Here is a 21,742-nt window from a genome sequence, read left to right as displayed (position 1 = left end):
AGGAGACTGACTCATGTCCATGCCCACGATTCGCCAGGTGCGCGCCTTCACGGTCCGCGGCGGCGGCGCCGACTATCACGACCAGGGCGCCGATCACTGGATCGACGATCACATCGCCACGCCGATGGCCCGCTATCCCGAATACCGCAAGAGCCGCCAGTCGTTCGGGCTGAACGTGCTCGGCTCGCTCGTGGTCGAGATCGAGGCGAGCGACGGCACCGTCGGTTTCGCGGTGACGACGGGCGGCGAGATCGGCGCGTTCATCGTCGAGAAGCATCTCGCGCGTTTTCTCGAAGGCCAGCGCGTGACCGACATCGAAAAGATGTGGGATCAGATGTACAACGCGACGCTTTACTACGGACGCAAGGGCATCGTGCTCAACGCGATTTCGGGCGTCGATCTCGCGTTGTGGGATCTGCTCGCGAAGGTGCGCAGGGAGCCGGTGTTTCAGCTGCTCGGCGGACCCGTGCGCGACGAACTGCAGTTCTATGCGACGGGCGCGCGTCCGGATCTCGCGAAGCAGATGGGTTTCATCGGCGGCAAGATGCCCTTGCAGCATGGGCCGGCGGAAGGCGAGGAAGGGCTCGCGAAGAACATCGCGAAGCTCGCGGATATGCGCGCGAAAGTCGGCGACGATTTCTGGCTCATGTTCGATTGCTGGATGAGCCTCGACCTCAACTACGCGAAGCGTCTCGCGAACGCGGCGCGCGAATACGGGCTGAAGTGGATCGAGGAAGCGCTGCCGCCCGACGACTACTGGGGCTACGCCGAACTGCGCCGCTCGGTGCCGGGCGGCATGATGGTGACGACCGGCGAGCACGAAGCGACGCGCTGGGGCTTTCGCATGCTGTTCGAGATGGGCTGCGCGGATCTCGTGCAGCCTGACGTGGGCTGGTGCGGCGGCATCACGGAGCTGATCAAGATCTCGGCGCTCGCGGACGCGCATAACGTGCTGGTCGTGCCGCACGGCTCGTCGGTGTACAGCTATCACTTCGTCGTGACGCGCCACAACTCGCCGTTCGCGGAGTTCCTGATGATGGCGCCCAAGGCCGATCAGGTCGTGCCGATGTTCACGCCCTTGCTGCTCGACGAGCCCGTGCCGGTGAACGGCCGCATGAAGGTGCCGGAGACGCCGGGCTTCGGCGTGCGTCTGAATCCCGAGTGCGCGCTGACGCGGCCTCATACGCATTGACCGATGCCGGGCGGCTTTTTCATCTGTGACAGTTTGAGACATAAACGTCGAATTTGTCCTACCCGCGTGCCCTATGATGGTCGGGCAGTTGATTGGGTTTGCTAATAAAAAACTGTTATAGGAAGTCGCTCGAATGTCAGCGTTATCACAGAAATTGTCGGTGCTGGTGACGGCCACCTGCCTTGCTTTCGGTCTGTCGTCGGCTTACGCGGCGAATCCTCCGGCGTCGTCCGCGGCGCAACTCGAATGGCCGCGTGAGCTCGACACGTCCACTCGGCGCATCGAAATGTATCAACCTCAGATCGAGCAATGGAACGGCGATCACATCGCGGGACGTGCCGCGGTGGCCGTGGGCGCGGCGAGCGGAGACGCGTCGCCGACCTACGGCGTCGCCCAGTTCACCGCGGATGCCGACATCGACAAGGCGTCGGGTCTCGTGCGGCTCACCAACATCCGCATCGGCGATGTGAGCGTGCCGACCAACCCGGGCATGGCGGGCGATGTGAAGACCGCGATCGTCGGCCACTTGCCGGCGCAAGGCATGACCGTGTCGCTCGACCAGTTGCAGACGAGCTACGCCGTGTCGAAGCAGGTGGGCAGCATGGAGAAGGTCGCGGTGCAGAATCCGGTGCCGGACATCGTCTTCGCCCCGACGCCGACGATCCTCGTCATGCTCGACGGCGAGCCCGTCTGGCGCGACGTGAGCGGCGCGTCGTATCAGCGCGCGATCAACGGCCGCGCCATGTTGCTCAGGGACGTGAGCGGCCATCTGTACCTGCGTGCGGCGGGCTACTGGTACGCGGCGAACGCGCTGCAGGGGCCGTGGGGCGTACTGGGCGCGCTGCCGCAGGCGCTCGTCGCGGCGGCGAAAAAGGCGGACGCCGTGCAGGAATCCGATCCGATGTTGCCGCAGAACGGCAAGCCCGCGCCGCGCGCGCCCGCCGTGCTGCTCACGACGCATCCGAGCGAACTCGTCGTCACCGACGGGCCGCCCAAGCTCGAGCCGGTCGCCGGCACGAACCTGCTGACGGTGACCAATACCGATCACGCGGTGTTCATCGTGCCGCAGACGAACCAGACCTACGTGCTGGTTTCGGGCCGCTGGTTCCGGGCGGCTTCGGAGAAGGGGCCGTGGCAATATGTTCCGGGCAACGAATTGCCGCCCGAATTCGCGAAGATTTCCCCGAACGACCCGAAGGCCAACGTGCTGGTTTCCGTGCCGGGCACGCCGCAGGCGAAGGAAGCCGCGATCGCGGCGACCATTCCGCAAACCGCGACGGTATCGCGCGCGAAGGCCGCGATGAACGTCTCGTACGACGGCTCGCCGCGCTTCGACGCGATCTCCGGCACGTCGCTGAAGTACGCGGTCAACACGGCGACGCCGGTGATCGAAGTGAGCGGCGCGCAGTTCTATGCGGTGGCGAACGGCGTATGGTTCGTCGCGAGCGCCGCGACCGGGCCGTGGCGTGTCGCGACCGAAGTGCCCGGCGTCATCTACACGATTCCCGCAAGCTCGCCGGTGCACTACGTGACCTATGTGCGAATCTATTCCGTCACGCCGGAGACGGTGGTGGTCGGCTATACGCCGGGGTACATGGGCGTCGTCGTCAGCAACGATGGCACGGTCGTGTACGGCACGGGCTACGTGTATCAGCCGTATGTCGGCGCCACGTATTACTACGGCTATCCGCCCACCTACGGATATGACGCGGGCTTCGCCCTGAGCGCCGCAGCAGGCTTCGCGTTCGGCTTCGCGGCAGGCGCGATCTGGGGTTCCTGCTCGCCGTACTGGGGCCCGTATTGGGGCGGATACTGGGGCGGCGGCGGCTGGGCCAACGTCAACATCAACCAGCAGAACTTCTATGGACGCTGGGGCGCGGGCACGGTGACGCACACGGTCGGCTATAACCCGTGGACCGGCAACGAATGGCGCGGCACTTCGGCGGCGGGCTTCAATCCGGCGACGGGCGCGCGCTGGCAAGGCAGCCGCGGCGCGGCATTCAATCCGTATTCGGGCAACTTCGCGGCGGGACGTCAGGGCTCGTTCGTGAACCCGACGACGGGTCGCGCAGGCGCGGGCCGGGCGGGTGTCGCAGGGAACGTGTACACCGGCAATTACGCGGCGGGGCGCTCGGGTGCCGTGGCCAATCCGGTCACGGGCCGCGGCGCGGCCGGCCGCGCGGGCGTCGAAGGCAACGCGTATAACGGCAACTATGCGGCGGGACGCCAGGTCGGCGGGTATAACGCGCAGACCGGCCGCGCGGGCGTCGCGGAGCGCGGCGTCACCGGCAACGTGCAGGACGGCACCGCGCAGAGGGTGAACAAGGGCGTCGTCACGAACGCGTCGCGCGGCAATGCGGTCGCCTGGAACAACGGCGATGTCTACGCCGCGCACGATGGCAACGTCTATCAGCACACGCAGGACAGCGGCTGGCAGCAACATACGTCGAACGGATGGCAGCCGGTCGATCATGGCGACACGACGTTGAACAACAATCTCGATCAGATGCGGCAGGCGCGCAGCACCGGCGATCAGCGTTTCGACAACCGGCGCGGTGGCGGCGGCTTCCACGGCGGAGGCTTCCGCCGCTAGGCGCACTGGCGCGCAACCCGGCGCGGATGGCGGTGCGAGCCGCCATCCGCCCGACACGGAGGAGACAGACATGCTGTTGCAAGACAAGGTCGTCGTGGTGACGGGCGGTTCGCGCGGCATCGGCCGGGCGATCGCGCTCGCGAGCGCGCGCGAGGGCGCGGATGTCGCCATCAACTACTGGCGCGACAACGACAAGTCGTACGGCAAGGCGTCGGCGGTCGAGTCGATCATCGGCGAGATCGAAGCGCTCGGGCGGCGCGCGATCGCCGTCGAAGGCAATGTGGCCGAACGCGAGACGGGCATCGAACTGATCCGGCGTACGGTCGATGCGTTCGGCCGCGTCGATGTGCTGTCGAGCAACGCGGGCATCTGTCCGTTCCACGCGTTTCTCGACATGCCGGCTTCCGTCTACGAAGCCACGGTCGCGGTGAATCTCAACGGCGCGTTTTACGTGACGCAGGCCGCCGCGAATCAGATGAAAGCGCAGGGCACGGGCGGCGCGATCGTCGCGACCAGTTCGATCAGCGCGCTCGTCGGCGGCGGCATGCAGACGCACTACACGCCGACGAAGGCGGGCGTGCATTCGCTGATGCAATCCTGCGCCATCGCGCTCGGGCCTTACGGCATCCGCTGCAACTCGGTGATGCCGGGCACCATCGCAACGGATCTGAACGCCGAGGATCTCTCCGACAAGGACAAGCGCGCGTACATGGAAAAGCGCATTCCCCTGGGACGCCTGGGCGATCCGGACGACGTCGCGCAATGCGTCGCGTTCCTCGCCTCCGACCGCGCGCGCTATGTGACGGGCGCGTCGCTGCTGGTGGACGGCGGGCTTTTCGTCAACCTTCAATAACGCCGGATCAGGGCGAAACCGCCGAGTACTTGCGCAGCAGCGCGATGAAGTACTCGGCAGGTTCGCTCAAGGTTTCGGACTTGCGCCGCAACAGCCCGAAACCGGACAGGCTCTTGCCGATCTCGATCGGCAATTCGATCAGCAACTGCGCGCGCAGATAATCCCGCACGACCGACTCCGGCAGCATCGCTACGGCTTCGCTGTTCTGCAACAACTGCAGCGTGGCGAAGATCGACGCGCATTCGACGATATCCGCGGGCGTCGTCAACCCGGCGCGCGCCAGCTCGTCTTCGAAGAGGCCGCGCGCGGGGCTCGTGATCGGCTGCAGAATCCACGGCCATCCGACGAGCATCTCCAGCGCGATCTCGGTTTTCCCGGCGAGCGGATGCCCCGCGCGCACGACGAGGCGCATCGCTTCGCGCGCGAGCGGCTCGAAGTCGAAATCGTTGTGCTGCAAGGGTGTCGTCAGACGTCCGAGCGCGAGATCGACCTCGCGGCGATGCAGCAATTGCACGACCTGATCGCTCGTCTCGCCGAGAATGCGCACGTTCAAAAGCGGCCGCTCGGATTTCAGTTCGGCGACGGCCATCGCGAGCACATCGGGCGCGGCGCCCATGATCGCGCCGACCGTCAGTTGCCCGTGGCCGCCGCGGCGCTTCGCGTCGAGATCGTCGGCGAAGCGCGTGAGATCCGCGAGCGAGCGGCGCGCGTAGGCGAGGGCGGCGGTGCCGAGCGGCGTCGGCCGCATGCCGCGCGCGTTGCGCTCGAAGAGCTGAAAGCCGAACGCTTCCTCGATATCCGCGAGCATGCGGCTCGCGCTCGGCTGCGCGACGTTGATCGTCTCGGCGGCCTGATGCAGGTTGCGCGCGTCGTCGAGCGCGACCAAGAGCGCCAGATGCTTGAACTTCAGCCGATTGACGAGCGCATTCGGCGACACACTTTGGGACACGTTCTGGTTCATTCGACAGTCCGCGTTGAACCGCGCGATCATACGGCGCAGCGATACGTTTTTGCGATCGGCCAATCCTGCTTTCGGATTGTCGTGTTATCGGCCGGCGAATTATAGTCGCAGCACAACGAGTCCCGAACACAGGGATTCACCAATCAAAAGAAGGCGGGCCGCCATGGAGACAGTGGCATTTCGCATGACCCTGAAGCCGGGCATGCGCGAGGAATACGAAAAGCGCCATCGCGAGATCTGGCCCGTACTGGCCGATGCGCTGCGCGCCGCGGGCATCCGCGATTACCGGATTTTTCTCGACGAATCCACCGGGCATCTCTTCGCCATCTATCAGCGCACGGACACCCACACGACGGATGCGCTGCCCGCGCTGCCCATCATGCGCAAGTGGTGGGACTACATGGCCGAGCTGATGGAGACGCACGCGGACAATGCGCCCGTGACGGTGCCGCTCGTGCCGGTCTTTCATCTTCCCTGAAACGTTCACCTCTTTCGCGAGGTACGCCCCATGCAGGTCGTCGATCCGCATATTCATTTGTGGGACCTCAAGACGCATCATTACCCGTGGCTCGCGAATCCGCGCACGTCGTTCGTCGGGGATGCGCGTGACTTGCAGCACGACTATCTGCTCGCCGATCTGCTGCGCGATGCACAAGACATCGACGTGCTGAAGCTCGTGCATGTCGACGCGAATCACGATCCCGCCGATCCCGTCGAGGAAACGCGCTGGCTGCAAAGCATCGCCGATCGAGAAGGGCGCGGCATGCCGAACGGCATCGTCGCGGGCGCGGATTTATCGGCGGATAACGCGCAGGCCGTGCTCGAAGCGCACGCGGCGTTCGCCAATACGCGCGGCATCCGCCAGATCCTCAACGTGCATGACAACAAGCTCTACGACTATGTCGGACGCCATTACATGCGCGAGCCGCAGTGGCGCAGGCACTTCGCGTTGCTGAAGCGCTTCGGCATGTCGTTCGATCTGCAGCTTTATCCGTCGCAGATGGAAGAGGCCGCGCAACTCGCGCGCGAACACGCGGATACGCAGTTCATCGTCAATCACGCGGGGATGTTCGTGGACCGCAACGCGACGCGGGGCTATCGCGCATGGCGTGAGGGCATGCGCGCGCTGGCTGCGTGCCCGAACGTGGCCGTGAAGATCAGCGGTCTCGCGATGTTCGATCACGCATGGACCATCGAGAGCCTGCGTCCTTACGTGCACGAAGTGATCGACACCTTCGGCCGCGACCGCGCGATGTTCGCGTCGAACTTTCCGGTGGACCGGCTGTTCGGCACTTATACGGCGTTATGGAACGCGTATGCGCGGATCGTGAGCGACGCGAGCGACAGCGAGAAAGAAGCGCTCTTCGTGCGCAACGCGGAACGCATCTATCGCATTTGAGAGGTGAAGACATGACGACGCCCCGTCTTGAACTGAGACACGCGAGCAAATCGTTCGGCCGCGTGCGCGCGCTCGGCGATGGCAGCCTGCAGCTCTTTCCCGGCGAAGTCCACGCATTGCTCGGCGAGAACGGCGCGGGCAAATCGACGCTCGTGAAGCTGCTCGCGGGCGTGTATCGGCCCGATGCGGGCGAGTTGCTCGTCGAAGGCATCGCGCGCCGCTTCGCGAATCCTGCCGAAGCGCGCGATGCGGGCATCGCCGTGATCTATCAGGAGCCGACGCTCTTCGCCGATCTTTCGATTGCCGAGAACATCTACATGGGCCGGCAGCCGCGCGATCGCTTCGGGCGCATCCGTTATGACGAGATGCATCGCGAGGTCGATGCGCTGTTGTCGTCGCTCGGCGTGAACCTGCGCGCGCAGCGGCTCGTGCGCGGATTGTCGATCGCGGATCAGCAGGTGGTCGAGATCGCGAAGGCGCTATCGCTCGATGCGAACGTGCTCATCATGGACGAGCCGACCGCCGCGCTTTCGCTGCCCGAAGTGGAGCGTCTGTTCGCCATCGTGCGCGCATTGAAGGAGCGCGACGTGGCGATCCTTTTCATCACGCATCGTCTCGACGAAGTGTTCGCGCTGACGCAGCGCATGACGATCATGCGCGACGGCATGAAGGTCTGTGACGCGCTCACGCAGGACATGAACATCGATTCGATCGTGAGCAGGATGGTCGGCCGCGATCTCGACACGTTCTATCCGAAAGCCGATGTGACGCCCGGCGACGTGCGTCTCTCGGTGCGCAATCTCACGCGCGAAGGCGTGTTCAGGAACGTGTCCTTCGATGTGCGCGCGGGCGAGATCGTCGCGCTTGCCGGCTTGGTCGGCGCGGGACGCAGCGAAGTCGCGCGCGCGATCTTCGGCATCGATCCCGTCGATGGCGGCGAGGTGAAGATCGCGGGCAGACAGCTTCCATTGGGCCGTCCTGCCGCCGCCGTGCGCGCGGGCCTCGCGCTCGTGCCGGAAGACCGCCGCGCGCAAGGCCTCGCGCTCGAGTTGAGCATCGCGCGCAATGCGTCGCTGACCGTGCTCGGCCGATTGATGCGGCACGGGCTCATCACGGCGAGAAGCGAGTCGACGCTCGCGGCCGACTGGGGCAAGCGGCTTCGTCTCAAAGCGGGCGATCTCGATGCGCCCGTCGGCACGCTGTCGGGCGGCAATCAGCAGAAGGTCGTGCTCGGCAAATGGCTCGCGACCAATCCGAAGGTGCTCATCATCGACGAACCGACGCGCGGCATCGACGTGGGCGCGAAAGCGGAGGTGTATCGCACGCTCGCGGAACTCGTGAAGGAGGGCATGGCCGTGCTGATGATATCGAGCGAGCTGCCCGAAGTGCTCGGCATGGCCGACCGCGTGCTCGTGATGCACGAAGGCCGCATCAGCGCGGATATCGCCCGCGCCGATGCGAATGAAGAACGGGTGATGAGCGCCGCTTTGGGCGCGTCACCGCAAGCTCTAGGACGCGCGGCATGATGACACGACACTCTCCAACACTACCCGCGATGGCGCCGGCCGAAACCACACGCGAGAGCTTCGCGGTCTCGATCGCGAAGAGCCGCGAGCTGACGCTTTTCATCGTGCTGCTCGTGCTGATCGGCGCGACGGCCGCGGTCAAGCCCGACTTCCTGAATCTGCAAAACCTGCGCGACGTGCTGCTCAATGTATCGATCATCGGCCTGCTGACGGCGGGCATGACGATCGTGATGCTGATGCGGCATATCGATCTGTCGGTGGCGTCGATCGTCGGCGTGAGCGCGTATGCGGTCGGCAGCCTCTTCGTGATGTTCCCGCACATGCCGGTGATCGTCGCGATGCTCGCGGGCATCGGCATCGGCTTCGTCATCGGCGCGGTGAACGGCGCGCTCGTCACGTTCGGGCGCGTGCCTTCGCTCGTCGCGACGCTGTCGACGCTCTATATCGTGCGCGGCGCGGATTACGCGTGGGTCCACGGCGGTCAGATCAACGCGACGAGCCTGCCCGACGCATTCGCGTCCATCGCCACGGGCTCGCTGCTCGGCGTGCCGAATCTGGTGCTGATCGCGCTGGTCGTGCTGATCGCGCTGTCGGTGTATCTGAAGCAGTATCGCGGCGGGCGCGAGCATTATGCGATCGGCTCGAATCCCGAAGCCGCGCGTCTCGCGGGCATACGCGTGGACCGGCGCGTGATGATCGGCTTCCTGCTGTCCGGCGCGATCGCGGGGCTTGCGGGCGTGCTGTGGCTCGCGCGCTTCGGCACCGTCGATGCCAGCACCGCGAAGGGCATCGAGCTGCAGGTGGTCGCGGCGGCGGTCGTCGGCAGCGTCGCGATCACGGGCGGCGTGGGCACGATCGCGGGCGCGACGCTCGGGGCGCTCGTGCTCGGCGTCATCAACATCGCGCTGGTGGTGCTGCGCGTGTCGCCGTTCTGGCAGCAGGCGATTCAAGGCGCGCTGATCGTCGCGGCGATCGCGCTCGATACCTTGCTCGCGCGTTCCGTCGCGCGCCGCATGATGAGGAAACGCGATCATGGCTAAGCCCGATTCCGCTCTCGCAACGACCAGACGCCGCCACCTGCAATGGGAAGCGATGCTCGCGATCGTGCTCGTCGTCGCGCTCGTCGCGGGGCGGGTGCTGTCGCCGCTGTTTCTGTCGGCGGCGAATATCTCGAACATGCTCGCGGACTTCACCGAGATCGCGCTGATCGCGCTGCCGATGACGCTCATCATCGTCGCGGCGGAGATCGATCTGTCGGTGGCGTCGGTGCTCGGCGCATCGAGCGCGCTGATGGGCGTGCTCTGGCACATCGGCCTGCCGATGCCGCTCGTGATCGTCCTCGTGCTGCTCTTCGGGACGCTGGCGGGCCTGTTGAACGGCCTCGTGATCGTGCGCTTCGAACTGCCGTCGCTGGCCGTCACGATCGGCACGCTCGCGCTGTTTCGCGGTCTCGCGTATGTGCTGCTCGGCGATCAGGCGATCGCGGATTTTCCCGCGTCGTACACGGCATTCGGCATCGAGACTATCGGCGACAGCTTCATGCCGATGCCGTTCATCCTCGTGATTGCGGGCGCCATCGTCTTCACGGTGCTGCTACAGGCGACGCCCTTCGGCCGCAGCCTCTTCGCGATCGGCGCGAACCCGACGGCCGCGCGGTTCTCGGGCATCGACGTGGCGAAGACGAAGCTGAAGCTCTTCATGATGTCGGGCGCGATGGCGGCGCTCGCGGGCATCGTCTATACGCTGCGCTTCACGAGCGCGCGCGGCGACAACGGCGAAGGCTTCGAGCTGTCCGTGATCGCGGCGGTGCTGTTCGGCGGCGTGAGCATCTTCGGCGGCCGCGGCTCGATGATCGGCGTGCTGCTGTCGCTCGTCATCATCGGCGTGCTGCGCAATGCGTTGACGCTCGCGGATGTATCGAGCGAAACGCTCACGATCGTGACGGGCGCGCTGCTGCTCTCGTCGGTGCTGATTCCGAATCTCGTCGCGCGCTGGCGGGCGGCGCGCGAAAAGCGGCTGATGGCGCAGGCGCTTTGACGCAGTGCGATGTCCGTTGCGGGTATTCGTTGCAAACCAGCGCAATCATGCGCAAAGACAGGAGACTTGACGACATGAAGAAGCCCATTCGATTCCCGCGCGGCCCGGCGCTGGCGGCGGCCTTTCTCGCCGCGACCGTCGCGTTGAGCGCGAGCGCCGCCGATATCAAGAGCGGCCTGAAGATCGCCTTCCTGCCGAAGCAGATCAACAACCCGTACGAGGTCATCGCCGACGACGGCGGCATGGCCGCGATCAAGGAGATGAAGGGCGACGGCAAGGTGGTGGGGCCGTCGGATGCGGGCGCGTCGTCGCAGGTGAGCTATATCAACACGCTCATCACGCAGCGTCAGAATGCCATCGTGATCGCGGCGAACGATGCCAACGCGGTCGTGCCGTATCTGAAGAAGGCGATGTCGCAGGGCATCAAGGTCGTGACCTTCGATTCGGACACCGCGCCCGAGGGCCGGCAGATCTTCGTCAATCAGGCCGATTCGGAGGCGATCGGACGCGGACAGATTCAGTTGCTGTCGAAGCTGATCGGCGGCGAGGGCGAGTTCGCGATTCTCTCCGCGACGCCCAACGCGACGAATCAGAATACCTGGATCAAGTGGATGCAGGAGGAGCTGAAGAAGCCCGAGTATTCGAAGATGAAGCTCGTCAAGATCGCCTACGGCAACGATGACGATCAGAAGTCCTTCGTCGAGACGCAAGGCTTGCTGCAGGCGTATCCGAATCTGAAGGGGATCGTCGCGCCGACGTCGGTCGGGATCGCGGCGGCGGCGCGTTATATCTCGAGCTCACCCGCGAAGGGCAAGGTCGTGGTGACGGGCCTGGGCACGCCGAACCAGATGCGGGCGTTCGTGAAGAACGGCACGGTCAAGGCGTTCCAGTTGTGGGACCCGGGCCAGTTGGGATATCTCGCGGCGTTCGCGGCGGCCAATCTCGCGTCGGGGACCATCACCGGCAAGGAAGGCGATTCGTTCGACGCGGGCAAGCTGGGCAAACGGACCGTGGGCAAGAGCGGAGAAGTGATTCTCGGGCCGCCGACCACGTTCGATGCGGCGAATATCGACAACTTCAATTTTTAAAACCGAAGGGCATTCGAGAGCCTGAGAGACGACGAAACGCCCTTCGGGGCGTTTCGTTTTTTCAGCGCCTGCCGCATTGGCGATGCGGGTTGGAAAATCCTTTTGGATCAGTGAGTTGAGGTGATGCTCCTAGTGCTATCCACAAAGCTCTCCACAGAAACTGTGGATAACCACGCACTCACTTCACCGTCTGCCCGGCCCTCAACACCTGCACCGCCGTCGCCGATTCGAACTGTGCATGCACCGTGTCCCCCGCCTTCAATCCGGCCAGCGACACATCCGGCGCGACCTCGAGCGTCACTGTGCGGTTCGGTCCGCGCAAGGTCACGAGCCGCTTTTTCGCATCGATGCGCTCGATCGTCCCGATCACCTCGACAATCCGCGACTCCGCCATCACGCCGCCCGACGCCGGAATCGCCGCTTCGGTGTCGATGCGCTGACGGATACCATCCGACTTCACCTTCGTCGCGCGCACCAGCAGCGCGCTGCGATAGTCGATGTTCACGATATCGCCGAGCTGCAGCTTCTTGACATCGCCGATTTCGGGGTTGACCGCCACTTCGACCACGCCCCCGTGCGGCCCCTGCAACGCCACGCTGTTGGTCACCGGATCGATGCCGACCACACGCGCCTGCACTTGCGCGACTGCGGCCGCGCCGCGCGCCGTCGTGGCGGACGCTGCGTCCTGCGCCGATGCATTGCCGATCGCGGCGAGCGCGAGCGCCGCGCCTGCCATCGTCACCTTGAATGAGCGATGTGAGCGTTGAGATGTCCAGCGAACCATGCGTTGTCTCCTTTGTCTCGATGAATGGCGTTCCGCGCCCTCAGCGGCGCGACTTCGACAGCAAATGCCCGAGTCCGAGATTGGTGGCGATCTGCCAGATATAGACGCGCGAGTAACGCACGCCGTAGCGCCGCTCGATCAACTCGCGCAGACGCCCATTGGTCCATGTGTCGCTCTCGAAGCCGTGCTCGCGCGCCGATCCCCGCAATGCGGTTGCGATCCAGTCGAGCGCCTCGCGATCCAGCACCGACGCGCGCCCGCCGACGCCCATCTTCGCGAGCGCATCGAGGCCGCCCTCGGAGACGATCGCCTTGTAGCGCCGCACGGTCTGCGTCGACAGATGCAGCTGCTCGGCCACCGTCTCGACCGAAGCGCCTTCGAGCAGCATGCGGCCGGCGGTCATGCGCCGCACGACGCTCGGCAGTGTGTCGGGACGGGAGAGCATGGCGCGCGCCGCTCGATGGTTCGGATTGCTTGCGATTGCCTGAGAAGTCAGGCGCGGCGCTGCGGACCGGCGTCGGCGTCCGGCGCTCGTCCTTGTTCGCGCCGATGCGCGCGGGAGGCAGGTGCAACGTTGCGGCGTCCGTATGCGTTCATGCGTGCCTCCTCGTCGAGTGGAGACGGCGGGACTGGATCGGGCGTGCTTGACGTCTGGTCGATGCGCGGCTCTGAGCGAGCCGTCTTACAGAGACGTACCAATAAACGTTTTCAGGCTCGATGGGCAACCATCGGCGAAAATTTTTTGGCCTTGATAAATCCCCGTGAATTGCCTATGAGCAGCAGACCGGCAGACGGCGACACGGCGCGCGCAACGCGGCGCGCGTCCGTTTCAACGCGTGTTCGATGGGATGCACGGAGTCATCCAGCAGGCCGATGCCCGCGGATGACGGCATGTCTTTCATATGCGCTGCGCGTGCGCGGGACACCGCGCGTCTTTCGACGGCTGCCCGGGCCAACGGCCACGACGCGTCACACGCGATAGAACTCGATGTCCTGACCCGCGTGCACCGCGCGCTTGAGCCACTCGGGCATGTCGCCGAGTCCGTCCCACGTGTCGCCGTTCGCGTTGCGGAATATCGGCTCCGCGCCACCCGCCGAATGCGGCAGTGACGGCAATTGCGGCATCGGCCGCCTTGCCTTGGGCGCGCCATGAGTCCCGTTGGTCTTGGTGAAGGAGGGCGGTGGGGTCACCACCGGCGCTTCGGCCAATGCTTCGGCCAACGCTCTTTCCGTAATGCCGAACTCGACCATTCGGCTGCGCAAATACGCAATGATGCTGTCTCGCTTTCTTTCGTCCACGGCTTTCCTGATTCAGCTTTTTGATTTTCAAAGGACGAACCGATACCCCGCGCGGACCGGGGCGGTTCGATGACTTGAATATATGTGTTTTATGAAGCGTGACGCAGCGCTTGCCTCACGTCAATTAGTGTATTTACCGCACGTCTATTAATTCGCCCGGCGACTTTGCCTTTAATGCGGACATTGCCCCGAATGCGAACGTTCGCCCGCCCGAACATCGTCGTGACGGACGCGCGCAACGGATGCACGCGGAAAGTCACGCCGGGAGCCACGAACCGGAGACGAAGCCGGCGCCGCCGATACGGCTGGCGGCCGAAAACCTCGCTAACTCTATTGTATGCTGCTTATGGCAACTGTTAAATCGTTTTAACGACTGTGTTGTTCTCCCGGTAATTCCGCACCATGCGCGCGAATGGCGGCAATCAGTTCCGCCGGGGTAATTTCATAACGCACTTGGCGGTGAATGCCGGGTTTGCGCTCGTCGATTTCAATCAGCAGTACGGCTTTGCCGTCCGCCGCCGGTTCGAGGCGCAGCGAACGGACTTCCTGTCCGCTGGCTTCGTCGTATTCCGTCAGGAGCGTCATGGCGCCGGTGACGGCGCTTCTCGGCATCGACATTCTTCCTCCCGTCTTGCGACGTCATTGTTGTTGTGTCGCCGCGCCGCCACCGGCGTGCACGAAATTCGGGCGCGTTACGTGGGATTTCGGCTTGGCGAATGAAGCGGACGCGAAGGACGCCGCGGCCCGCGCCGCCCTCCGGTTGCCCCATTATTGCCTGTCGAAAGTGCGCGCGTCCAGCGTGAGGATAGTCGGCGGCCTTGCGGCCCCGTTATTTTCGGCCGATTGCTTGCCGTCAGGCGTTCCGGCCGATGGCGTCCCGCGCCTGGCTCGCGATCTCGAACGAACGCAGACGCGCGGCGTGGTCGAAGATCTGCGCCGTGATGATCAGCTCGTCGGCCTGGGTCTGGGCGATGACCGAGCGCAGGCCGGCTTCGACATCCGCCGGGTCGCCGACGACGGAGCACGCGAGCGAGTGCTCGACGCCCGCGCGCTCGGCATCGGTCCACGCGATCGATCGCGTCGGCGGCGGCAACTGGCCGGGCGTGCCGCGGCGCAGATTGATGAACTGCTGCTGCAGCGACGTGAAGAGAAATTGCGCCTCGTCGGCCGTGTCGGCGGCGAAGACGTTGACGCCGACCATCGCGTACGGCTTTTTCAGCGTCGCGGACGGGCGGAACTGCGTGCGATAGACCTCCAGCGCCGTCAGCAGGTAATCCGGCGCGAAATGCGACGCGAACGCGAACGGCAGCCCGAGCGCGGCGGCGAGCTGCGCGGAAAAGAGCGACGAGCCGAGCAGCCAGACCGGCACGTGCAGACCGGCGCCGGGCACCGCGCGCACGCGCTGGCCTTCGACCGGATCGGCGAAATAGCGCTGCAACTCGACGACGTCGTCGGGGAACGATTCGGCGCTGCCCTGCAGGTCGCGGCGCAGCGCCCGCGCGGTGGTCTGATCCGTGCCGGGCGCGCGTCCGAGCCCGAGATCGATGCGCCCCGGAAACAGCGAGGCGAGCGTGCCGAACTGCTCGGCGATCACGAGCGGCGCGTGATTCGGCAGCATGATGCCGCCCGAGCCGACGCGGATCGTCTTCGTGCCCGCCGCGATATGGCCGATCACGACGGCCGTCGCCGCGCTGGCGATGCCCGTCATGTTGTGATGCTCGGCGAGCCAGTAGCGCTGATAACCCCAGCGTTCGGCGTGCCGGGCCAGATCGAGCGAATGGGCGAAGGCGTCGGCGGGCGTCGCGCCGAGCGGAACCGGAGAAAGGTCGAGTAGCGAGAAGGGGATCATTGCGGCTTTCCGAAAGCGTGGCGGCGCGCGCTGCGGGCCACGCGCTGAAAAAACCGATTGTGCCGAAACTCCGGAAAATCTGCCGGAACGGACCGGCGCGCGTTGCCCGGATTCGCTCAGGCGAGGCGCGGATAGCCTCGCGCGACGGCTTCGCGCTCGTAGCCGAGGATCGGTTCGTAATCCGTCGGCGTGCGGCGCACGAAGCCCCTGAGCCGGAGACGCCGGGCGAGCGCGGCGTCCTGGGCGAGCGAGTCCGCGAGCGCCTGAAAGAGCGTGTCGATGGCGTCGTGCGGCACGCGCGTCGACGCGATGAACGGCAGCGCGCTCGCATCGGCCGTCGTGCCGATCACGCGCACGGCGCCGGCCAGTTCCGGCAGATGGGCCTGCGCATAGGCGAACGTGACGCAATCGATCGCGGCGATATCGGCGCGCGACTCGGCGAGCGCGCGCAGCGACGCGAGGTGCGCGCCGGTTTTCGTCACCGACGCGAAGAACCGTCCGTCGAGCGCGAACGGCGCCACGGCGTGCCGGAAGAGGTTCATGCCGCTGTTGGAATCGTCGTCGTTGTAGACGGCGCGCAGGCCCCGGCAGGCTTCGATCGACGTCGCCGCGACATGCGCGCCCGCGACGATCACGCTGCGATACGTGCCGTTTTCGCAGCCGGGCACATCGAAGTCGGGCGCCGCGACGAGCCGCACGCGATTCGCGAGCGCGTGCACGAGCGGATAGCCGCAGGTCTGCGAAAGCAGCACGTCGTCGCGCAGCCAGAAGGCGGTGAGATCCGGACCCGCATCGACGATGCCGAGCGTATCGCCGCGCGCGCCGAGCCATTCCGCGAGACGCTCGCGGACGCGCTCGAGCAGCGTGCGCCAGTCCGCGGCGAGCGCGGGCGTGACGTTGTACATCGGCAGGGCGGCGATCCAGTGCATCGTGAAAAAAACGGCGAGCGAGCGGGAAGACGATGCCGAATCGTACAGGGCGGCGCGTCAGCCCGCGAGGCGGGCGGCATCGGCGCTGCGCGCGTTTCGGGCTGGAACGGCCGGCGCGCGCGATTCGCCCGGAGCGGCGAACGGATGCACCGGCGCCGCAGCGTGTGCAAAGGCATGGCGGCTCGCCCATTCGCCGTATCCGCGCACGACGAAGCCGCCGTTGCTCGCGCGATACGCGTCGCGCCGGCGCGCGTAGATCTCGCCGAGCGCGAACCACGGCACGCCGGGCAGGTCGTGATGCACCGCATGGTAGTTGTTGTTGAGAAAGAGCAGCCGCCACGGCCACGCGGCTTCGTTGATGACCGTGCGTTCGCTTTCGCGTTCCGCCGCGCGATGCTCATGGAACGAGCGCACCGATGCCAGCGCCAGCGACCCATATCCGACGCCGAACACGAATGCGCGCCACGGAATGCCGCAGCGCGTGTCGAGCCAGTTCGCGAGCAGCACGAGCGGCGCGAGATGCACGGCCCAGCTCGCGACGATGCGCCATTTCCGCTCGACGACGGCCTGCGCCGCCTCCCGCCACGACGCCGCGATCGAGAACCACGGCCCGATGAGCACACGCCCCAGAAACGTATTGCGCGCGGCGAGCGCGGCGCGCAGCACGGGGCCCGCGCTCGCCCACTGGGCGGGCGTCACGTAATAGCTTTCGGGATCGCGGCCGGGCTCGGTGAGATGCGCGTCGTCGTGATGACGCAGATGCGAGTCGCGATAGACCTCGTACGGAAACCACACCGCAAGCGGGGCCAGCCCGAGCAGCTTGTTGACGGCCGGAAAGCGCGTCGGATGTCCGTGCATCAGTTCGTGCTGAAGCGACATATACCAGCACGACAGCACCGCGAGCAGCGCGATGGCCGGCGCGAGGCCGAGCGTGCGCGCGTTGAGCGCGACGCCGAACCAGCCGCCGTAGATCGCGACGATGACCGCCCAGGTCGGCCATTCGCTGCGCCAGCGCCGGGTTTCGCGCTGATGTTGGAGTTCGTGGCGTTGGGCGTCGTCGAGATAGCGGGGCATGGCGGACTTCGCGCTGTTCCGTTGAGGGCGAAGCGCCATCGTAGCGGCGCGTGTTGCGCGTCCCAACCAAGGAATCCGGCTAAGGTTTCCGCGATCGGCGCAATAAGCATTCGCGACGCGGCCGATTATTGGCGGCCACGTTGCGCACGGTATTCTTGGTTCCTCCGTCCTCACCGCGCGCTTAAATGACCGACCCGATCCAGCCCGCTTCCGCGCCGCATCCGGCGCATCGCGCACTGCCGCGCAAATCGGCGCGGCTCGTCGCCGGGCTGATCGCGTTCAACGTGCTGGCGTGGCTCTGGGCGCTCGTCGCGTTCCGTCACTATCCGCTCTTGCTCGGCACGTCGCTGCTCGCGTATTCGCTCGGGCTGCGCCACGCGGTCGACGCCGACCACATCGCCGCCATCGACAACGTCACGCGCAAGCTGATGCAGGAAGGCAAGCGCCCGCTCTTCGCCGGGTTCTTCTTTTCGCTCGGGCATTCGACGATCGTCGTCGCGGCCAGCGCGCTGATCGCCGCAACCGCGATGGCCGTGCAGGGGCGCTTCGCCGAGTTTCGCGAGATCGGCGGGATCATCGGGACGTCGGTGTCGTCGCTCTTTCTGTTCGCCATCGCGGCGATGAATCTTTTCGTGCTGCGTGGCGTCTGGCGCGCGTTCAGGCGCGTGCGCCGCGGCGAGGCGTGCCGCGACGAGGACATCGACATGCTCGCCGTCGGCGGCGGCCCGCTCGCGCGCATCGCGCGGCCGCTTTTCCGGCTGATCGGCAAGAGCTGGCATATGTATCCGCTCGGCTTTCTCTTCGGGCTCGGCTTCGATACGGCCACCGAGATCGGTCTGATGGGCATCGCGGCGGCCGAAGCGGCGCGCGGCGTGCCGGTGTGGGCGATCCTCGTGTTTCCGGCGCTCTTCACGGCGGGCATGTCGCTCATCGACACCGCCGACAGTCTGCTGATGACCGGCGCCTACGGCTGGGCGTTCATGAAGCCGGTCCGCAAGCTCTACTACAACCTCACGGTCACGCTGGTGTCGGTGCTGATCGCGGTGCTGGTCGGCGGCATCGAGGCGCTCGGGCTCGTCGCGGACCGGCTGCAGCTGAAGGGCGGGTTGTGGGATGCGGCGTCGTCGTTGTCGGCGCACTTCGGGATGCTCGGCTATGGGATCGTCGCGCTGTTCGCCGCGTGCTGGCTCGTCTCCGCGCTGATTTACAAGTGGCGCGGCTACGACGGCCTCGACGGACGCGTCGCCCGCTAGGCGCGGGCATTCTTCCTGCTTCGTGGTTGCGCCAGCCGCTCATCCCCTTTCTCGTATCGAGCGGCGTTCAGGGAGAACGATCATGAACGATCCGCAAGCAGGGGCGCCCCCCAAGGGGACTTCCGCAGGGGCGGATTCCCCACATCTCGACAGCGCCGAACAGGAGCAGGCCGCCGAGCATTCCGCGCCGCATCCGCTCGTCATCCATGAGATCGTGCGGGAGGAGGGCGAAGTCGCGATGGAGCGCACCTTCGCCGCGCTGATGTGGTCGGCGCTCGCCGCCGGCCTGTCGATGGGCTTCTCGTTTCTCGTCCAGTCGATACTGGAAAGCGCATTGCCGAAGGCGCACTGGAGCGGATTGATATCGAGCTTCGGCTATACGATCGGCTTCGTGTTCGTGATCCTCGGGCGCCAGCAGCTCTTCACCGAGAGCACGCTGACGGCGGTGCTGCCCGTGCTCACGCGGCGCGATGCGGCGACCTTGTTCAAGGCGCTGCGTCTCTGGGCGATCGTGCTGTTCTTCAACCTGATCGGCACCGCGATCTTCGCCGGCATCCTGCAGATTCGCGGCGTGTTCTCGCCCGAAGTGACCGAAGCGCTCGCCGAGGTCGCGATGACGCCGCTTTCCGCCGATTTCGGCGTGACCGTCGTGCGCGGCGTGTTTTCGGGCTGGCTCATCGCGCTGATGGTGTGGCTGCTGCCGAGCGCGCGCTCGGGCCGTCTGCTGACGATCCTGCTCGTGACCTACACGGTCGCCGTGAGCAAGCTCACGCATGCGATCGCCGGATCGGTCGAAGCGGCGTATGCGGTGATGATCGGCGCGGCCGGCCTCTCCGATTATTTCCTCGTGTTCCTCGTGCCGACGTTCATCGGCAACGTGATCGGCGGCGTGTCGCTCGTCGCGATCATCAATCACGCGGCCATCGCGCCGGAGATCACGAGCGTGCCCAAGCGGCGCCAGGACTGAGCGCGCGCCGCATCACTTGTTGTTGCCGGCGCCCGTGCCGTACAGGCCATTGCCGAAGCCGGTATTGCCTTCCGACTTCTGGTTCTTGTCAGCGGTCGCCTTGCGCCCCTGCGCCGCGTCCTTCGATTGCGGTTTGTGCGATTCGTGCATCGGGCTGCCGGACGGATCGGCACGCTGGCTCGAATCGGACTGGCGGCTCTCCTGGCGCTCCGAGCCGCCGCCGTTCGTGATCTGCGCGACGCCGTAAGTGCTGAACGTAGCGATGACGCCGGCGAGGATCGCGCTGACGAGCACGGATGGCCGTCGGCGCGGGCCGTGCGTGGGTTCGTGTCGATGAACGGACATGGCGGCTCCCTGCAAGATCGAAAGACTTGCTTTCGAGCAGGAAGCGCGCCTGACGGGCCGGGCGCACGCGTTCGCAACGCGCGTGCGGCGGACCGTGAATCGTCGTCGGTTCGAATGACCGTCGCGCGCCGGCTCGATGCGAGACGCGGGCGCGAACGCGGGGATCGCGCCGAGGCGCGAGTGGCGAAAGCGGTGTGTCAGGCCGCTTTCGCCCAAAGCCTGTTGGTGGACTTCCTGCGCCCGCCGGAGCCGTCGCGCGGGCCGCTGTCGACGGTGTCGAGTGCGATGCGCAGCGCCTCGATGCGCTGCTTTTGCGCCGGAACGAGCGCATAGCCCTTCGTCACGGCCGTGAGACGCTCGCGCCAGTACTCGACGTTGAGCGTGCCGGAAGATTGTTTGTTCATCGTGCGAAGCTGTGCGACCGCACGCTCGATGTGTTGAAGCTCGATATCGGCCAATGCCGAGGGCAGAAGGCTGCCCTTGGCCTCACTTTTTTTCTTTTTCATCTGTGGTCTTCCTCTCGGCCGTGCGGCGCGTGATCCCGACATCGGACACGCGCGCCGTCCAGGCACCCCGTTCACCCGCGCCATATTTTTGAACCGTCGCGGGCGGCCCTTGCTCTTTTCTTCGGATGACCGATCGTTGGCCGTCTTTGCGGACTTCGACCGTTAGCAAAAATGTACGCAACGGGGGCCTCGCGGCACCGTCTGTCATCGCACATTCATGTGGGGGAGGATCAGGCTTTCGATGTTGCGCTGCGGATCGAGGCGCAGCGCAGCGGGCGGCTGCCGGTGCCGCGCTTACGCTTCGCCCTCGGGCGCTTTCGCCGTGCGCTTGCCGCTGCGGCCGATCTGCTCTTCCATCGCGAGATCGAGCTTGCTGACCTTGCGCGGCTTGCCCGGCTCGCGCGCATTGACGAAGGCGACGAAGTCGTCCATCGGCATCGGCTCGGAGAGCTTTTTCGTGCCTTCGGGCGAGCGCTCGGCGAGATAGAAGTAGCCGCCGGGCATTGAGACGGCCGCGTAGCCGGCGTTGCCGCTGCGGGTCTTGAGCCGTTCGACGGCGCTGATGGCTTTGGTCGAGCGCATGATTCGCGTGATTATTTCTGAGGTGAGTCTTGGCTGGTCGGGTCCGCGGGCGCGCATTTCTTGCCCGCGCCCTCGATCCACAGGTTCGACGGATGGCGCTGGCCCGGATAGTAGCGATACGTGGTCTCGCCGTTGTCGTAGCGGACCTTGATCACGTTGGAATCGCCGAATTCGAGCATCACGCCTTGCGGGATGGCCGTTCGCTGATATTTGGCGTCGTGCTTCTTCGCTTCGTCGGCGATGCATTGCACGATGCTGTTCACCCTGTTGTCGGTCGCCGATTTTTCGACTTCGGGTTGTCCCGCGTCTTCGTTGTGGAACTGGCCGCAGGCGGCCAGGAGCACAGGCAGCGCGAGCGCCGCGGCAAGTCTGTTCATGGTCTTTTCCATTGGATCCCTTGGTGCCGGACCCGACATTAGAGCACAAGCCCTTTACAGTCCCGCCGGGTCCGCGCTTCGGACGTTCCGGTCGATGCAGCAAGGCCCGCGCCCGCGTGCGCGGCCCT

The 21,742-nt window shown here is 65.7% G+C and carries 24 protein-coding genes; 11 read left to right on the top strand and 13 right to left on the bottom strand.

All coding sequences use genetic code 11. The features are described from left to right. The first annotated feature begins 13 nt into the window (after positions 1 to 13). The 3 genes from rhmD to lra1 all read left to right on the top strand — a co-directional run bounded on the left by rhmD (position 14) and on the right by lra1 (position 4,638). Entirely contained in the window at positions 14 to 1,192 is a 1,179-nt protein-coding gene (gene rhmD / locus AWB78_RS08545; protein ID WP_062604129.1) for an L-rhamnonate dehydratase, read from the top strand. 133 nt (positions 1,193 to 1,325) lie between these two features. Then, positions 1,326 to 3,785 carry a hypothetical protein gene (locus AWB78_RS08540; RefSeq protein WP_062604128.1) on the top strand — a complete coding sequence of 820 codons (2,460 nt, stop codon included), beginning with the start codon at positions 1,326 to 1,328 and terminating at the stop codon, positions 3,783 to 3,785. A gap of 70 nt (positions 3,786 to 3,855) precedes the next feature. After that, positions 3,856 to 4,638, top strand: coding sequence for an L-rhamnose 1-dehydrogenase Lra1 (lra1, locus tag AWB78_RS08535; protein WP_062604127.1), 783 nt, complete (start codon positions 3,856 to 3,858; stop codon positions 4,636 to 4,638). Between the two features lie 7 nt (positions 4,639 to 4,645). Here lra1 and AWB78_RS08530 read toward each other — a convergent pair whose 3' ends face one another. Next, complete coding sequence (locus AWB78_RS08530) at positions 4,646 to 5,599, bottom strand: LysR family transcriptional regulator (protein WP_374729452.1); 954 nt, start codon at positions 5,597 to 5,599, stop codon at positions 4,646 to 4,648. A gap of 163 nt (positions 5,600 to 5,762) precedes the next feature. Between AWB78_RS08530 and rhaM the strand changes: the two genes are divergently transcribed. From rhaM to rhaS, 6 genes are all read left to right on the top strand, one after another. Further along, a complete protein-coding gene (gene rhaM / locus AWB78_RS08525) occupies positions 5,763 to 6,077 on the top strand; it encodes an L-rhamnose mutarotase (RefSeq protein ID WP_062604126.1) in 315 nt (104 codons plus the stop codon). 30 nt (positions 6,078 to 6,107) lie between these two features. After that, the gene (locus AWB78_RS08520) at positions 6,108 to 6,998 is read left to right on the top strand and encodes an amidohydrolase family protein (protein WP_062604125.1); all 891 of its coding nucleotides are present in this window, start codon (positions 6,108 to 6,110) and stop codon (positions 6,996 to 6,998) included. Between the two features lie 11 nt (positions 6,999 to 7,009). Continuing rightward, a complete protein-coding gene (locus AWB78_RS08515; RefSeq protein ID WP_062604124.1) occupies positions 7,010 to 8,524 on the top strand; it encodes a sugar ABC transporter ATP-binding protein in 1,515 nt (504 codons plus the stop codon). 29 nt (positions 8,525 to 8,553) lie between these two features. Then, a complete protein-coding gene (locus tag AWB78_RS08510) occupies positions 8,554 to 9,564 on the top strand; it encodes an ABC transporter permease (RefSeq protein ID WP_232477652.1) in 1,011 nt (336 codons plus the stop codon). Beyond that, on the top strand, positions 9,557 to 10,561 hold the full coding sequence (locus AWB78_RS08505; RefSeq protein WP_062604123.1) for an ABC transporter permease: 1,005 nt from the start codon (positions 9,557 to 9,559) through the stop codon (positions 10,559 to 10,561). The genes AWB78_RS08510 and AWB78_RS08505 overlap by 8 nt, the downstream gene beginning before the upstream one ends. Positions 10,562 to 10,635: 74 nt before the next feature. Next, positions 10,636 to 11,649, top strand: a complete 1,014-nt coding sequence (rhaS, locus tag AWB78_RS08500) for a rhamnose ABC transporter substrate-binding protein (RefSeq protein WP_062604122.1) — start codon at positions 10,636 to 10,638, stop codon at positions 11,647 to 11,649. Between the two features lie 178 nt (positions 11,650 to 11,827). Here the strand turns inward: rhaS and AWB78_RS08495 are convergent, their stop codons facing one another. From AWB78_RS08495 to AWB78_RS08465, 7 genes are all read right to left on the bottom strand, one after another. Continuing rightward, positions 11,828 to 12,433, bottom strand: coding sequence for a copper-binding protein (locus tag AWB78_RS08495; protein WP_062604121.1), 606 nt, complete (start codon positions 12,431 to 12,433; stop codon positions 11,828 to 11,830). A gap of 40 nt (positions 12,434 to 12,473) precedes the next feature. After that, positions 12,474 to 12,878 (bottom strand): helix-turn-helix domain-containing protein, encoded by a 405-nt coding sequence (locus AWB78_RS08490; RefSeq protein WP_062604120.1) that lies wholly within the window; start codon positions 12,876 to 12,878, stop codon positions 12,474 to 12,476. A gap of 524 nt (positions 12,879 to 13,402) precedes the next feature. Next, positions 13,403 to 13,654: an H-NS family nucleoid-associated regulatory protein gene (locus tag AWB78_RS08485; protein ID WP_374729451.1), complete on the bottom strand. Its 252-nt coding sequence runs from the start codon at positions 13,652 to 13,654 to the stop codon at positions 13,403 to 13,405. Positions 13,655 to 14,098: 444 nt separating this feature from the next. Further along, positions 14,099 to 14,344 carry a hypothetical protein gene (locus AWB78_RS08480; RefSeq protein ID WP_062604236.1) on the bottom strand — a complete coding sequence of 82 codons (246 nt, stop codon included), beginning with the start codon at positions 14,342 to 14,344 and terminating at the stop codon, positions 14,099 to 14,101. Positions 14,345 to 14,585: 241 nt separating this feature from the next. Continuing rightward, positions 14,586 to 15,581, bottom strand: coding sequence for an LLM class flavin-dependent oxidoreductase (locus AWB78_RS08475; RefSeq protein ID WP_062604118.1), 996 nt, complete (start codon positions 15,579 to 15,581; stop codon positions 14,586 to 14,588). Positions 15,582 to 15,697: 116 nt separating this feature from the next. Continuing rightward, a complete protein-coding gene (locus AWB78_RS08470) occupies positions 15,698 to 16,510 on the bottom strand; it encodes a phosphate/phosphite/phosphonate ABC transporter substrate-binding protein (protein WP_062604117.1) in 813 nt (270 codons plus the stop codon). Positions 16,511 to 16,567: 57 nt separating this feature from the next. Then, a complete protein-coding gene (locus AWB78_RS08465) occupies positions 16,568 to 17,584 on the bottom strand; it encodes a fatty acid desaturase (protein WP_062604116.1) in 1,017 nt (338 codons plus the stop codon). Between the two features lie 185 nt (positions 17,585 to 17,769). On the opposite strand from AWB78_RS08465, the gene AWB78_RS08460 reads away from it, so the two are divergent. Together AWB78_RS08460 and AWB78_RS08455 are read left to right on the top strand one after the other, a co-directional pair. Beyond that, positions 17,770 to 18,837 (top strand): HoxN/HupN/NixA family nickel/cobalt transporter, encoded by a 1,068-nt coding sequence (locus AWB78_RS08460; RefSeq protein ID WP_062604115.1) that lies wholly within the window; start codon positions 17,770 to 17,772, stop codon positions 18,835 to 18,837. 82 nt (positions 18,838 to 18,919) lie between these two features. Continuing rightward, a complete protein-coding gene (locus AWB78_RS08455; RefSeq protein ID WP_062604114.1) occupies positions 18,920 to 19,804 on the top strand; it encodes a formate/nitrite transporter family protein in 885 nt (294 codons plus the stop codon). 12 nt (positions 19,805 to 19,816) lie between these two features. Here AWB78_RS08455 and AWB78_RS08450 read toward each other — a convergent pair whose 3' ends face one another. From AWB78_RS08450 to AWB78_RS08435, 5 genes are all read right to left on the bottom strand, one after another. Further along, entirely contained in the window at positions 19,817 to 20,149 is a 333-nt protein-coding gene (locus AWB78_RS08450; RefSeq protein WP_062604235.1) for a hypothetical protein, read from the bottom strand. A 197-nt stretch (positions 20,150 to 20,346) separates the two neighbouring features. Beyond that, positions 20,347 to 20,655: a hypothetical protein gene (locus tag AWB78_RS08445; RefSeq protein WP_062604113.1), complete on the bottom strand. Its 309-nt coding sequence runs from the start codon at positions 20,653 to 20,655 to the stop codon at positions 20,347 to 20,349. After that, positions 20,636 to 20,863: a hypothetical protein gene (locus tag AWB78_RS46375; RefSeq protein ID WP_157697438.1), complete on the bottom strand. Its 228-nt coding sequence runs from the start codon at positions 20,861 to 20,863 to the stop codon at positions 20,636 to 20,638. The genes AWB78_RS08445 and AWB78_RS46375 overlap by 20 nt, the downstream gene beginning before the upstream one ends. Before the next feature lie 86 nt (positions 20,864 to 20,949). Beyond that, positions 20,950 to 21,237, bottom strand: a complete 288-nt coding sequence (locus tag AWB78_RS08440; RefSeq protein WP_062604112.1) for a hypothetical protein — start codon at positions 21,235 to 21,237, stop codon at positions 20,950 to 20,952. Between the two features lie 11 nt (positions 21,238 to 21,248). Beyond that, positions 21,249 to 21,614, bottom strand: coding sequence for a hypothetical protein (locus AWB78_RS08435; RefSeq protein ID WP_062604111.1), 366 nt, complete (start codon positions 21,612 to 21,614; stop codon positions 21,249 to 21,251). Positions 21,615 to 21,742 lie beyond the last annotated feature (128 nt).

This window comes from Caballeronia calidae, assembly GCF_900044055.2.
In the GTDB taxonomy this organism is placed as follows: Bacteria; Pseudomonadota; Gammaproteobacteria; order Burkholderiales; family Burkholderiaceae; genus Caballeronia; species Caballeronia calidae.
The sequence above is the reverse complement of the archived record's forward strand: the minus strand, read 5'-3'. Positions and strand labels throughout refer to the sequence as shown.

What these genes read in the sequence shown, in the direction of transcription:
- rhmD (WP_062604129.1), top strand. Translation starts at nt 14, where the DNA reads ATGTCCATGCCCACGATTCGCCAGGTGCGCGCCTTCACGGTCCGCGGC.
- AWB78_RS08540 (WP_062604128.1), top strand. Translation starts at nt 1,326, where the DNA reads ATGTCAGCGTTATCACAGAAATTGTCGGTGCTGGTGACGGCCACCTGC.
- lra1 (WP_062604127.1), top strand. Translation starts at nt 3,856, where the DNA reads ATGCTGTTGCAAGACAAGGTCGTCGTGGTGACGGGCGGTTCGCGCGGC.
- AWB78_RS08530 (WP_374729452.1), bottom strand. Translation starts at nt 5,599, where the DNA reads ATGAACCAGAACGTGTCCCAAAGTGTGTCGCCGAATGCGCTCGTCAAT.
- rhaM (WP_062604126.1), top strand. Translation starts at nt 5,763, where the DNA reads ATGGAGACAGTGGCATTTCGCATGACCCTGAAGCCGGGCATGCGCGAG.
- AWB78_RS08520 (WP_062604125.1), top strand. Translation starts at nt 6,108, where the DNA reads ATGCAGGTCGTCGATCCGCATATTCATTTGTGGGACCTCAAGACGCAT.
- AWB78_RS08515 (WP_062604124.1), top strand. Translation starts at nt 7,010, where the DNA reads ATGACGACGCCCCGTCTTGAACTGAGACACGCGAGCAAATCGTTCGGC.
- AWB78_RS08510 (WP_232477652.1), top strand. Translation starts at nt 8,554, where the DNA reads ATGGCGCCGGCCGAAACCACACGCGAGAGCTTCGCGGTCTCGATCGCG.
- AWB78_RS08505 (WP_062604123.1), top strand. Translation starts at nt 9,557, where the DNA reads ATGGCTAAGCCCGATTCCGCTCTCGCAACGACCAGACGCCGCCACCTG.
- rhaS (WP_062604122.1), top strand. Translation starts at nt 10,636, where the DNA reads ATGAAGAAGCCCATTCGATTCCCGCGCGGCCCGGCGCTGGCGGCGGCC.
- AWB78_RS08495 (WP_062604121.1), bottom strand. Translation starts at nt 12,433, where the DNA reads ATGGTTCGCTGGACATCTCAACGCTCACATCGCTCATTCAAGGTGACG.
- AWB78_RS08490 (WP_062604120.1), bottom strand. Translation starts at nt 12,878, where the DNA reads ATGCTCTCCCGTCCCGACACACTGCCGAGCGTCGTGCGGCGCATGACC.
- AWB78_RS08480 (WP_062604236.1), bottom strand. Translation starts at nt 14,344, where the DNA reads ATGCCGAGAAGCGCCGTCACCGGCGCCATGACGCTCCTGACGGAATAC.
- AWB78_RS08475 (WP_062604118.1), bottom strand. Translation starts at nt 15,581, where the DNA reads ATGATCCCCTTCTCGCTACTCGACCTTTCTCCGGTTCCGCTCGGCGCG.
- AWB78_RS08470 (WP_062604117.1), bottom strand. Translation starts at nt 16,510, where the DNA reads ATGCACTGGATCGCCGCCCTGCCGATGTACAACGTCACGCCCGCGCTC.
- AWB78_RS08465 (WP_062604116.1), bottom strand. Translation starts at nt 17,584, where the DNA reads ATGCCCCGCTATCTCGACGACGCCCAACGCCACGAACTCCAACATCAG.
- AWB78_RS08460 (WP_062604115.1), top strand. Translation starts at nt 17,770, where the DNA reads ATGACCGACCCGATCCAGCCCGCTTCCGCGCCGCATCCGGCGCATCGC.
- AWB78_RS08455 (WP_062604114.1), top strand. Translation starts at nt 18,920, where the DNA reads ATGAACGATCCGCAAGCAGGGGCGCCCCCCAAGGGGACTTCCGCAGGG.
- AWB78_RS08450 (WP_062604235.1), bottom strand. Translation starts at nt 20,149, where the DNA reads ATGTCCGTTCATCGACACGAACCCACGCACGGCCCGCGCCGACGGCCA.
- AWB78_RS08445 (WP_062604113.1), bottom strand. Translation starts at nt 20,655, where the DNA reads ATGAAAAAGAAAAAAAGTGAGGCCAAGGGCAGCCTTCTGCCCTCGGCA.
- AWB78_RS46375 (WP_157697438.1), bottom strand. Translation starts at nt 20,863, where the DNA reads ATGACAGACGGTGCCGCGAGGCCCCCGTTGCGTACATTTTTGCTAACG.
- AWB78_RS08440 (WP_062604112.1), bottom strand. Translation starts at nt 21,237, where the DNA reads ATGCGCTCGACCAAAGCCATCAGCGCCGTCGAACGGCTCAAGACCCGC.
- AWB78_RS08435 (WP_062604111.1), bottom strand. Translation starts at nt 21,614, where the DNA reads ATGAACAGACTTGCCGCGGCGCTCGCGCTGCCTGTGCTCCTGGCCGCC.